This window comes from Fortiea contorta PCC 7126 (genome assembly GCF_000332295.1).
GTDB classification, from domain to species: Bacteria; Cyanobacteriota; Cyanobacteriia; order Cyanobacteriales; family Nostocaceae; genus Fortiea; species Fortiea contorta.
Genome location: NZ_KB235930.1, coordinates 1,406,917 through 1,419,441 on the forward strand (window position 1 = coordinate 1,406,917; position 12,525 = coordinate 1,419,441).

10 protein-coding genes are annotated in these 12,525 nt (G+C 42.6%); 6 read left to right on the top strand and 4 right to left on the bottom strand.

Going from position 1 to position 12,525, the window contains the following annotated elements; genetic code table 11:
* Window positions 1-28: 28 nt before the first annotated feature.
* A complete protein-coding gene (gene psbZ / locus MIC7126_RS0106760) occupies window positions 29-217 on the bottom strand; it encodes a photosystem II reaction center protein PsbZ (RefSeq protein WP_017652374.1) in 189 nt (62 codons plus the stop codon).
* Between the two features lie 164 nt (window positions 218-381).
* Between psbZ and MIC7126_RS0106765 the strand changes: the two genes are divergently transcribed.
* Both MIC7126_RS0106765 and MIC7126_RS0106770 read left to right on the top strand, forming a co-directional pair.
* A complete protein-coding gene (locus tag MIC7126_RS0106765) occupies window positions 382-3,084 on the top strand; it encodes a CBS domain-containing protein (protein ID WP_017652375.1) in 2,703 nt (900 codons plus the stop codon).
* A gap of 21 nt (window positions 3,085-3,105) precedes the next feature.
* Window positions 3,106-3,693: a Uma2 family endonuclease gene (locus MIC7126_RS0106770; RefSeq protein WP_017652376.1), complete on the top strand. Its 588-nt coding sequence runs from the start codon at window positions 3,106-3,108 to the stop codon at window positions 3,691-3,693.
* Window positions 3,694-3,729: 36 nt separating this feature from the next.
* Here the strand turns inward: MIC7126_RS0106770 and MIC7126_RS0106775 are convergent, their stop codons facing one another.
* Together MIC7126_RS0106775 and MIC7126_RS0106780 are read right to left on the bottom strand one after the other, a co-directional pair.
* Complete coding sequence (locus tag MIC7126_RS0106775) at window positions 3,730-4,473, bottom strand: Uma2 family endonuclease (RefSeq protein ID WP_017652377.1); 744 nt, start codon at window positions 4,471-4,473, stop codon at window positions 3,730-3,732.
* A 251-nt stretch (window positions 4,474-4,724) separates the two neighbouring features.
* A complete protein-coding gene (locus MIC7126_RS0106780) occupies window positions 4,725-6,479 on the bottom strand; it encodes a serine/threonine protein kinase (protein WP_017652378.1) in 1,755 nt (584 codons plus the stop codon).
* A 276-nt stretch (window positions 6,480-6,755) separates the two neighbouring features.
* Between MIC7126_RS0106780 and MIC7126_RS0106785 the strand changes: the two genes are divergently transcribed.
* From MIC7126_RS0106785 to MIC7126_RS0106800, 4 genes are all read left to right on the top strand, one after another.
* Window positions 6,756-7,079: a DUF6825 family protein gene (locus MIC7126_RS0106785; protein ID WP_017652379.1), complete on the top strand. Its 324-nt coding sequence runs from the start codon at window positions 6,756-6,758 to the stop codon at window positions 7,077-7,079.
* A gap of 97 nt (window positions 7,080-7,176) precedes the next feature.
* Window positions 7,177-8,862 carry an ABC1 kinase family protein gene (locus MIC7126_RS0106790; protein ID WP_017652380.1) on the top strand — a complete coding sequence of 562 codons (1,686 nt, stop codon included), beginning with the start codon at window positions 7,177-7,179 and terminating at the stop codon, window positions 8,860-8,862.
* A gap of 30 nt (window positions 8,863-8,892) precedes the next feature.
* Window positions 8,893-9,627 carry a Stp1/IreP family PP2C-type Ser/Thr phosphatase gene (locus MIC7126_RS0106795; RefSeq protein ID WP_017652381.1) on the top strand — a complete coding sequence of 245 codons (735 nt, stop codon included), beginning with the start codon at window positions 8,893-8,895 and terminating at the stop codon, window positions 9,625-9,627.
* Window positions 9,628-10,249: 622 nt separating this feature from the next.
* Complete coding sequence (locus MIC7126_RS0106800) at window positions 10,250-10,447, top strand: NblA/ycf18 family protein (protein ID WP_017652382.1); 198 nt, start codon at window positions 10,250-10,252, stop codon at window positions 10,445-10,447.
* Window positions 10,448-10,930: 483 nt separating this feature from the next.
* Here the strand turns inward: MIC7126_RS0106800 and MIC7126_RS0106805 are convergent, their stop codons facing one another.
* Window positions 10,931-12,475: a serine/threonine protein kinase gene (locus MIC7126_RS0106805; protein WP_017652383.1), complete on the bottom strand. Its 1,545-nt coding sequence runs from the start codon at window positions 12,473-12,475 to the stop codon at window positions 10,931-10,933.
* Window positions 12,476-12,525 lie beyond the last annotated feature (50 nt).

Below are 12,525 nucleotides of genomic sequence, written 5' to 3' on the forward strand. Positions count from 1 at the left end.
TTTGGCTTAACAGCGGCTAAGGAATTACCTAGACCACAAAAAAGTTTAATATCCCTACTAAAATCACGAGGATAGCCCAGGCTCCGGAGCCAATCCAAAGTAGCTTTTTAGACTCCACCCAATTTTGGGGGGTGGCGTAGGCAACAGGGACGCCAATCACCATGACAAAGGACAGCAGAACTAGAGATAACAAAGCGATTTGAAATATTATGGTCATTTTTGCTTCTCCCAAAACAAAGAAATACTAAAGATAGAATATCCTAAAGGGCGACGTTAACAGTTTTTCCTTATTTGTAAGCTAGCAGAAATTGCGACATTATAGTTATTTGTTATTTGTTATTTGTCCTTTGTCTAAGTACTAATGATTGATGACGCTTGACTATGGACTTAATTCTTTGCCACACGACGGCTGATTTTGATGCCTTGGGGGCTGCGGTAGGGCTGGCGCGCTTGCTACCGGGGAGTAAGATTGTGCTGACTGGGGGTGCTCATCCTCCTGTCAGGGATTTTTTAGCTTTGTACCGGGATGAGTATCCGCTGATTGAAAGACGCGCTGTTAACCCAGAAAACATTCGTTCGCTGATGGTGGTGGATACACAACAGTGCGATCGCTTGGGTAAGGCTGCTGAGTGGTTGAGTTTATCCCACATCAAACAAATCATAGTTTATGACCATCACCTAGGACAAGAACTAGATATTCCTGCTACTCAATTACATGTTTCTCCTGTGGGAGCAACTACGACTTTGATCGTTGAGCAATTGCAACAACAGCAGATTTCTTTAACGCCCGCTGAATCTACGGTGATGGCTTTGGGTATCCATGTTGACACTGGCTCTTTGACCTTTGAGCAATCTACGCCACGGGATGCTTTAGCTTTGGCTTGGTTGATGCAACAAGGAGCCAGTAACTCGGTTGTTTCCACATACCGTGATCCTGGTTTGTCACTCCATTTGCAGCGGCTATTAGCTGAGGCGCTGGAAAATCTGGCATATCTTCGTTTACGTGGATATACTATAGGTTCAGTAATTTTAAAAACTACAAAATTTGTACCGGGGCTATCAAGTTTAGCTTCCCAATTGATGGAGTTGACAGAAATCGATGCTTTATTGTTGGTGAACGAATATGGGGAAGAAGATTGTCGTTTAAATGTGATTGGGCGATCGCTAATTCCCAGTCTCAACCTTAACTCATTATTTCAACCCCTTGGTGGTGGTGGTCACTCCCAAGCGGCTTCTCTAACTCTCCGGAGTGTTAATTCGCCAGCGATATTACAACAACTCCTAGACCAGATTCAAGCTACCATTCCCTATCCTCCGGTGGCTAGAGATTTAATGTCTTCCCCAGTCCGCACTATCCGACCGGAAACGGCGATCGCCGCAGCACAGAGAATTTTGTTACGCTATGGACATTCTGGTTTATCTGTAGTCGATGCTCAAGGACAATTAGTCGGAATTATTTCTCGCAGAGATATTGATATTGCTCTGCATCACGGTTTTAGTCACGCGCCGGTCAAAGGCTACATGACAACCAGCGTCAAAACCATTACACCAGATACCACACTGCCACAAATTCAGTCGTTGATGGTGACGTATGATATCGGGCGCTTACCAGTCTGGGAACATGGGCAATTATTGGGTATTGTTACCAGGACTGATGTGTTGCGGGAATTACATCAAGGAGAATTCAAAATTGAAAATTCCCGACTCAAAATTCACAATTATTCCCAGCACTCACGACTCAGCACTGAATTACAATCTCGCCTAGCGCCGCCATTTTGGCGATTGCTCACCAAAGCATCCCAGGAAGCCGAAAAACGAGGTTGGCATCTTTATCTGGTGGGGGGTGCGGTGCGAGACTTGCTTTTAGCTGAAAAGTCTGCTGGCACATTAATGATTACAGATATTGACCTTGTAGTTGATGGTTTTCACAAAACAGCAGATGTCGGTGCTGGGGTGGAACTAGCTAAGGCGCTGCAACAACTTTACCCAGAAGCCCGTTTAGAAATCCACGGCGCTTTTCAAACGGCAGCTTTGTTATGGCACAAAGACGCTGTGTTAAACTCATTGTGGGTAGATATTGCCACAGCCAGGACAGAATTTTATCCTTACCCAGCGGCGAATCCAGAAGTTGAAGCCAGTTCCATTCGCCAAGACTTGTACCGCCGAGATTTTACCATCAATGCAATGGCGTTGCGGCTGACTTCTCCCCGTGCTGGCGAACTGCTCGATTTTTTTGGTGGTCTGCTGGATTTGCAAGCCCAGGAAATTCGAGTTTTACACGCTAACAGCTTTATTGAAGACCCTACCAGGATTTATCGCGGTGTACGCTTCGCTGTGCGCTTGGGATTCCAAATAGCACCGCAGACAGAAGAGTATATTCGTTATGCCATTAATAGTGGCGTTTATGATCGCACTGCTCAAGAAAATAGCAAAACTCCCGCCCTGCAAACCCGCTTGAAAGCTGAATTAAAGCATATTCTGGAAGCTCCTTATTGGCAAGGATCTTTACAGTTATTGAATCATTTGGGTGCATTGCAGTGCATTCATCCCACCCTCAGCTTAGACCAAGAACTGCTGCGACAGCTAAGTTTATTAGAACGGTGTTTGCGGCGATTTGACCCTCAACAAACCCTCAATCATTGGCAAATGCGCTTGGAAGCGTTAATTGCTCACCTCGCACCACAATATCGGGCGAAAGTGGCGATAAATCTGCAATTACCAGAAGATAGCATCTCTCGATTGAAAAACATAGTCCCTGCACAAGCGGAGTTATTAACAGCATTACCCACTTGTCAGCGTCCCAGTCAATTAGTGCAGTTACTCAAACAGTACAACATCCCCATGCTGATTTTAATCGCTGTGCAGAGTCCGCGAGCAGTCAGGCGACAGATTTGGCAATATCTTACCCATTGGCTGAATGTACAGCCACTGTTGAATGGTGATGATTTAAAACAATTGGGTTACAAACCAGGGCCACAGTATCGGCAAATTCTAGATGAATTACTAGTAGCAACATTGGATGGAGTAATTAAAAATAGAGCAGAAGCCGAAGAATTTTTAGCCCAGTCTTATCCACGTCATTGAGATTTTAATTAGGTAGTAATTATGCAAATCCAAACAGCAAAAAAATACTACACTCCCGAAGAGTATTTACAACTAGAAGAAACATCAGAATGCAAAAATGAATATTGGGATGGAGAGATAATTCCTATAGCTAGTAGCACAACTCATCACAACGAAATTGTAGGTAATTTTTGCACCAATTTTAAATTTAACATGCGGGGTAAAAATTATAAAATCTACATGGGTGATGTCAAATTGTGGATACCGCGTTATCGGATCAACACCTATCCTGATGTTATGGTTATTCATGGAGAACCGATATATGACGGTACTGGGACTACTACAGTAACCAATCCTCTAATGATTGCGGAAGTTTTATCTAAATCGACAGAGAGTCACGATAGAAGTAATAAATTTAGATTTTATCGTTCTATTTCCACACTCCAAGAATATATTTTAATTAATCAATATGAATTTGTTGTTGAGCAGTTTAATAAAAATGCTGATGGTCAATGGGTATTAACAGAATATGAGTCAATAGATGCAGCGTTATGTCTCAACTCAATAGAGTTTCAAATTCCCTTGAGAGATCTTTATGAAGAGATGAAGTTTGAGACTGGGGAAGAATAATTTTTGAGAAGCGCGAAAATAAGCGATCGCTCTATTCTAAATTGTATCTGGGTCAATATTTAACTCCCGCAGTTTGGCTGCTAAACGTTCTGCTTTTCGGGCTTCCTGTTCCACCCTTTGTTCTGCTTGTTCTACCCTTTGTTCTGCTTGTTCTACCCTTTGTTCTGCTTGTTCCACTATTTCTTCAGGTTTCGGAACTAGTAGCCCATTTGGTGTAAAAAACCGCAATAATCCCTGATGAATTCCCAGATATAAGCCTAGCTGATGGCTCCACAAATATCCCTGTTCGGAAGCTTGTAGAGGTTGATACTCGCCATCCACTAGATGAAAACCCGCAAACTCTTGTGTATACGGATCAAACCAAAAATAATCAGGTGTACGGAAAGTATTTTGATAAATTTCTTTCTTTAAACCTCTATCCGTCTTCGCTGTGGAGTCGGATAAGATTTCTAGAATTACATTCGGATATTTACCATCTTCGTCCCAGACTACCCAACTTTTTCGGGTTTTGCGTTCCGTTCCCAACACTACAAAAAAGTCTGGCCCCCGGAATTTTTCTGACTTTAGTTGGCGCGGACTGTAGTAAATGGTCAGGTTTCCGGCCGCATAAAAATCATTTCTGTCTCGCCACAGCCATTCTAGACATTGCAAAAGTAGGATAATTTGTCGTAGATGCAATTCAGTTTCCAAGGGCGGTTCATCACTATATAAATCACCAGGGGGAAATATCACCTCTTGGGTGATGCTTTCTTGAGAATCTAGTTCTTGAGCAACGGTCATAGAATTGAGCCTGCCTCAAGTGGTTGTAGGTTGATTTTATCACTAGCGATCGCTCTTTTTGGGGCTTGGGTGTGGTGGGTGCGATCGCTCTTTTTTAGAGCGTGCGATTTTATCTTCCTCACAAATAGCTAAGTAGGGGCGAACGGCCGTTCGCCCCCACAATACCTTGCGATAACGAAAAATCTTGATGTAAAGGGTCTTATCTCCTATTCGCCAACAGCATCCTTTAAGAATTCGGGGATCTATATTAATTACGGCTTGATTAAAGATTCTTCAGAGTGACGATATTTAGTGATTAACTTACGTGTTTTTAGAGGTGAATAAAGCAGCAGGGAAAGTGTGGGTAAACTGGTTCCTGTTAGTGCTAACAAAATAAATGGATTTAGAAAGCCCGCTATTATCCCAGTTCCTGCGCTAGCTCCAAATCCTAATGTTAGTAGTATTAGTACGGTTGTAAATGAGTCTTCAGCCAAATTTATAACCCAACCCAAAGCCCAAGCCACAACCACACCCGCAGCCACACCCGCAGCCACACCCACAGCCAAACCCAAAGCCAAACCCAAAGCCACACCCGCAGCCACACCCACAGCCAAACCCACAGCCCCACCCATAGCCCAACCCACAGCCACATCCACAGAGTCTCCTCGCTTTAGTGTGTAATAACCCACCCAAAACCCACACACAAGTGAGAGAATACCGATAAAAAGAATGGGCCCATATCCAAAAATTTCTAACAAAAAACTCGCAACCGCACTTGCAGCATAAGTAATAAACCAAGTCGTAGCCATAGCTACCACCACAGCCACTAAAAACAGCCCAATTAAACCACCAAAGGGTATATTACGCTTTCCAATTAAAGCAGCCGTCTGCACCTTCACTGTTAAAGTATGAGTCTCTGGATAAGCATTACAGTGCAATATAAGTTGACGTTTATACTGCTTATCCGCCATCAATTTACTCGTATCCACCTGAACCTGACACCGAGTATGATTCCCGTTAAATTGACCAGGTGTCACCGCAATCCAAGCATGATCATCTGGCGTATGCGGTGGGTCATGAGGATGGGGTGCAACTTCCCATCTACCTTGTAGTAAAGTATCTGATATCGGGTTCTCAACTCTGATACTTTGTGTTAGCTTTTCCCCTAATCGGTGCGCTTTGAATTCCAGCACTGTTTCACTAAAATCCACTCCCGCTACACGGATAATATCAAGTGGTTTAAGTGCTTTTAAAGCTGATTGTGCATTAGCAAAACGGTTTTTCTGTAGCGGTTGTACCATCTTTTCTAACCAACCCAGAAACCGTAGACTCAACTGAGGTAAAAGATGGTGAAACTTGATTAAATATGGATCATCTTGGTCTTGCAATTGGTCGATTTTTGTTGATTTAATTCCTGTTAGTAAGCAAATCAAAGTTACACCCAAAGCATACAAATCTGTAGCCTCTGTTGGTTTAAACATTTGCTCAGGTGGGATAAAACCTGGAGTACCTTTAAATACACTACTTGCTGCAACTTCCTGGCTGCCAACACGAGCAAAACCAAAGTCAATTATATAGACGTTGAGTTGCTCATCCACCAAAATATTTTCCGGTTTAATATCTCGATGAATTATCGGCGGAATCCGATTTTGCAGATATACAATAATTTCTAAAGCTTTAACTGCAATTTGTTTAATTTCCTCTGGTGCAAAGCTGTGAGTTGCTGCTAAAGATGGGGCATTGATATATTCTTGAACTAGACAAAAGCCATCAGGTCGCTCAAAAGAATCCAGATAGCGGGGAATACCAGGATGATTAAGTTTTTGTAAAAATTGAATTTCTTGCTCACAAGCTTTGAACCCAGACCAACTAGAACCAGCTTGAGCAAAGCAAAACTGTTTGATTACTATCTGTTCCCCTGTCTCAACTTTTGATGCTAGCCAGGTAATCCTTCCTCCTTCCCGATTACGTCCCAATTCTCGCAAAACTTGATAGCCGTGTTCGCTGAAATCTGGATAGCTATTCATAGTTTTAAGGGGAACAGTGTATTTAAAACATCAAGTAGAATTCCCATACTTTAAGTATATACACTAAGAAAATGAATGATTTTGAGAATAATTCAGATAAATTTGCGTGTTTTCTACATTTACAGTTGTGGTTTCGCTTGTATCCGCTGGTCGTTAGGATGGGAGTAGTCGCCTTAAACTGGAAATTTGCCATCTCAAATCTTTAGCTCCACAGTGGAAGCCGCAAAGCATACGGGCAAGTTATAATTCTTTTGCGGAGCAACGTAACAAAAATTTATGAGCAACCCCCTTGTACAAGCCTTTTTTGTCGGTAGAGCCGTCGCTGAAGTGTTCAACGAACGCTTAGAAGTCGCTTTGACAGACGCTTTGAGTGAACTGGGCAAATTTGACGCCGAAACTAGAGAGCAACTACGCCAGTTTACAGATGAAGTCTTAGAACGGGCAAATCGTGCAGCAGCGGCTGCTAATGCGGGTGAAACCACTACAGGTGGTACAACTGGTTCGGAATCAGTGGACTTACAAGCGGTAATCGACGAACTGCGAGCTGAAATCGCTTTACTGCGGACTGAATTGCAGAAGTATCGCAGTAATTCTTTATAAATCAAGTGTCGTTTGACACCATATCCAAAACAGTTTAGGAACTGAAGTGTCTTTTCTTCCTGATGATTCGGCAATAAACCAACGGTACGCAAAGCATATGGAAAAAGGTTATTCAGATCAGGCTTACCGTTGGAATCGTGAAAGCTATTCTAGTAGACGGCGCTTTATCGACATTTGGTCTTTTGTCTTGACTTTAATGTACAAACTTTGGCTCTACAACAAATCCTGGAGTTACCCTGGTGGTGTGACTGAAGCCAAGCAAACTGCAAGACGCAAAGCACAAGCTGTCTGGATTCGCAACACCCTACTGGATTTAGGGCCAACCTTTATCAAGGTCGGTCAGTTGTTTTCTACCCGTGCTGATATCTTCCCTGGTGAGTATGTAGAAGAATTAGCCAAGCTTCAAGATAAAGTTCCGGCTTTTAGTTATGAGCAAGTAGAAACGACTATTCAGCAAGAATTAGGCAAAAAAATTCCTGAACTTTTCGAGACTTTTGAACCGATTCCCTTAGCTGCTGCTAGTTTGGGACAAGTACACAAGGCTGTGTTACATTCCGGTGAAGCGGTGGTTGTCAAAGTGCAACGCCCCGGATTAAAGAAGCTATTTGAAATAGATTTACAAATTCTTAAGGGAATTGCTCGTTATTTTCAAAACCATCCAAAATGGGGACGGGGACGAGATTGGATCGGGATTTATGAGGAATGTTGTCGAATTCTTTGGCAAGAAATTGATTATCTCAATGAAGGTCGCAACGCTGATACTTTCCGCCGGAATTTTCGCAGCTATGATTGGGTCAAGGTTCCCAGGGTTTTCTGGCGTTATGCATCTTCGCGGGTGCTGACTTTGGAATATGTCCCTGGAATTAAAATTAGCCAATATGAAGCTTTAGAAGCAGCAGGTTTAGACCGCAAAACTATTGCACGTCAAGGGGCGCAGGCTTATCTACATCAGTTACTTGATAGTGGCTTTTTTCATGCCGACCCTCACCCTGGTAACATCGCTGTTAGTCCCGATGGTGGTTTAATTTTCTACGATTTCGGGATGATGGGACAGGTGAAGTCAAATGTGCGTGATGGCTTGATGGAAACTTTATTTGGCATTGCTCAAAAGGATGGCGATCGCGTAGTCCAGTCTCTCATAGATTTGGGGGCGATCGCACCGGTGGATGACATGGGCCCAGTCCGGCGTTCTGTGCAGTACATGCTGGATAATTTCATGGATAAGCCTTTTGAAAACCAATCTGTTGCAGCTATTAGTGACGATTTATACGAAATCGCTTATAATCAACCATTTAGATTTCCCGCAACTTTTACTTTTGTGATGCGCGCCTTTTCCACTCTGGAGGGGGTGGGTAAGGGTCTAGATCCAGAATTTAATTTTATGGAAGTTGCCAAACCATACGCAATGCAGCTTATGACTAACATGAATGGCCCGGAAAGCAACAGCTTCCTCAATGAATTAAGTCGTCAAGCAGTTCAAGTCAGTACCACCGCTTTAGGATTACCACGTAGACTAGAAGATACTCTAGAAAAATTAGAGCGGGGAGACATGCGCGTGCGGGTGCGTTCTATTGAAACAGAACGTCTGCTGCGCCGCCAAGGCAATATTCAACTAGGAATTAGTTACGCTCTGCTCATCAGTGGATTCACTCTTTCAGGTACGATTTTATTGGTGAATCATTATCTATGGCTGGCACTACTTGCAGGTTTAATTGCTGTAGTAGTCGCCGGGATACTGATTCGTATGCTTTTACGCCTCGACCGTTATGACCGCATGTATTAATTTTGGCTATTAATTTTGGCAGTAAACTTTATGAAACTTAACTTCACCGGTATCACTGATCCGGGGCTGATTCGTTCTAATAATCAAGACGCTTACTATATCGACCCAAAGGGGAGATTTTTTGTCGTTGCTGATGGTATGGGTGGTCATGCGGGAGGTGAAGAAGCAAGTCGCATTGCTACTCAAGAAATTCGCGCGTATTTAGAGGAAAATTGGCAATCTCCTCAATCGTCTTCGGAATTATTAGACCAAGCTTTATGGAAAGCTAATGAAGCAATTTTACAAGACCAGCAGCATCACCCCGAACGCGCTGATATGGGGACAACGGCTGTAGTGGTGGTGTTTCGAGAACCAGAATCCCCTTACTGTTCCCATGTTGGTGATTCTCGGCTTTATCGCTGGCGTAACTCGCAACTACAACAAATTACAGAAGACCATACCTGGGTAGCAAGAGCTATCAGAGTTGGTGATATCACCACAGACGAAGCCCGAATACACCCTTTCCGTCATGTATTGTCTCGGTGTTTGGGGCGCGATGATTTGCATCAAATCGATGTTCAGTCGTTGGATGTGCAAGCAGGCGATCGCCTACTATTATGCAGTGACGGCCTGACAGAAGAACTTGTCGAGCAAAAGATTAATCATTGTCTGCAAAGCCACCCCTCCCTAGAACAGGCTGCTAATTCTCTAGTCGTTGCAGCCAAAGAAGAAGGCGGACACGATAACATTACCGTGATTCTGGTCGCAGCTGATCATAATTCTTAATTAATTTTTATAAAAATTAATTCAGACTCTTAATCCTGTTACTAGTCCTTTGTATTTACAAAGGAAAAATTACAAATGACAACTAAAACTCTTCACTAGAAAACTAGCACATCAAGCATTCATGAAGTTTTCTAGTACATATACTCAGCAATTTGTTCAGCCTGAGCATTTTTCCTATTTACAACTTGATAAAAATACTCTTAGCCTCCAAAGACCACTTTGGAGGTTCATTTTACACAAATCGGTTAATTGACATCTTGCACTGTATACGGTATGGCGAATATAATTCACATCTATAACTTTCATTCATCTATTCTGTCCTTTCAGGAGAGGTGAGAAAGTCTGGAGAGGGATAAATCAGGCTGTTAATCCTTCTCAAGGTTCATAAATAGTGAATTTTCCAGGAATCTGCTCTAGCAGACTTGGATTTGATATCAGTGGGATTCAGTGCGAGATATCCGAACCAAAAAATACCCTAAAGGGTATGGGCATTCAGTCAAACAATTGTTATCTTTCTTAATACGGAGGAACAAATGGTAGACAAATACAGCCCAAGTATTAACCCTTTGGAGCTTCTGTAATCGATGTAACCTTTAAGCGTTGTTTTCTTTCGGAGTTAATTATGAGTCAACCAATCGAACTGTCTTTGGAACAGCAATTCAATATTCACTCATTTGCTCATCAAGTACAGCACATGAGTCATGAACAAGCTAAAGACTTTTTAGTCAAGCTGTATGAACAAATGGTAGTGCGGGAAGCAACTTACAAAGAGTTGTTGAAGCACCAGTGGGGCTTAGATACAGGTTCCACTATGGCATAGAGTCTTTCTAGTGTCGCAGTGGGCGACCTCCTTCTCTTGCTCGGTTCCAAGGAGGAAAGGAGCTGGGGATGCTGGGGCGTCAACTCCGATCAGTTGCTGGAAATTGACAGTTGAAAATTCCAAGTTGGGCGTTAGTAATTTTGCCTGTCTATACGCTTTAACCTCGACGTAAATCCACTAAATATATTCGCCAACACTAGTTTCTGTTTCAGAATATAACAACAGGCAGCTATACAACTAATTAAAGAAGCTATTGCTTCGAGTCATTGTTTTTTATGAGTTTGTAGTGAACACTTAAGCTCTCAATAAAAGACTAAAGTCATGACTAGAAATCAACTGCATCAAAATTAATGACATACAGTGCTATGTTATGTAAACGCTAATCAATCTTATTTTTCAAGCTAGCACCGGAGATAATTATATTTTTTCTCAAAAAAACTTACAACTATCCAGAGATGATTATTTACATAAATTTACACTACTCTAACCGGAGAGATCGTAGGCAGAATCTGTATTCATCGCTTCTAGCTTGGTCAAAATCGCGGGTTTGATTTTCTCGTATTCATTTTTGAGTAAACTTTTACTCATTTGTGGTTCAGCAGAAGATACCAGAACTTGGCTGCTTGTGACCCACTGTTGTAGTCTTTGGCGTTGAGCAGGAGCAATGCTAGAAAGCAGTATATGATAACAGCGCTCCGGTGTCTCTCTAGCAAAAAATAATAGCTTGTAATAACCTGCGCGTCCCAATAGTTGGGTGATTTCCTGACCTAGACTGGTTTTCAAGTCAAGGTAATAAGATAACCATTTAGGGCCATGCTTACGGTTGTAAATCACGGTAATCCAGAGGAGCATGGGATGAGGAACAGTGATAAACAGAAATTGATTGTAGCGAGTACAGACCAGACGCTTTTGAATCTCCTGCTGTGGTAACATCACCCACAGAGCAGGTAAAATCTCTCCGTTGCTATGAATAGACTGGGGAAAAACAATATCAGCAATGGGTTTATCCGGGGGCCAGGAGTAAATATGATTAACTTCCTGGGGAGAAAGGGCTTTTTTGGGAGTTTTCTGCACAGATTCCACCTTAACTATAGCTAGATTTGTCTGCAGATTACTGGTGGAGCGAATTCCCTGAGTGTGGTAATTCTGTTCTATGGATACTAAAGTTTTGAGAATTTCACTGATGTTTTGAGGGCGATCGCCGGCTGTCTTGGCTAGACAACTCATGACTAAATCTTCTACCTGTTTGGGTAATTGCAATTTGGGCGCAACTTCTGCAAAGGAACGTGGTGGTTCATGACGATGTGTCCTGTACCATGCGCCAAAAGAGGAGGTACTCACCACCAAAGGCATTTTACCCGTCAACATCTCAAACATCATTACACCCAAACTATATATGTCTGAGCGGTTATCTAGTTCTTTACCCTCCATTTGTTCAGGAGAAGAATAAGCCAGAGTACCCAGATAATAGCTAGTGACATTGCTATCCGACTGTAGTAACTTGGCAATTCCAAAGTCCAGAACCTTAATTAACTCTCCAAAACTGGGGTCTTGAATCACCAGCAGATTGCTAGGTTTAATATCGCGGTGAATAATTGGACAGATGGCGCCGTCTACTAAAATACCATCATGAGCGCATTGTAATCCTAAACAGATTTGACGCACCATGCTGAAAAATCTTTTTAAGGACAAACTTTCCAGACGAATGACGTTGCTAAGACTTTTGCCTTGCAAATACTCCATGACATAGAATGGTGTGTTTTTTTCATCTACGCCATAGTCCATGACGCGCACAATGTGGATGCTTTTTTGTCCCAACAAAGCACAGGTTTTTGCTTCTCGCTCAAAACGATCTTGCAAGCGCATTTTTTCGTTTTGAATAGATAGAGCGAGAAACTTGACAGCAACGGGTACACCCCCCAGCAAAATATCCTTAGCACGATAAACTCTCCCCATAGCTCCAGTACCGATTAATTCTTGAAGTTGGTAGCGTTTACTGAGTAGACGACCGATGTTGGGGTCTGACATAGAAAATTTGATGAAGGAATGGGGATTGAGGGGGATGGGGAAGTGCGTTA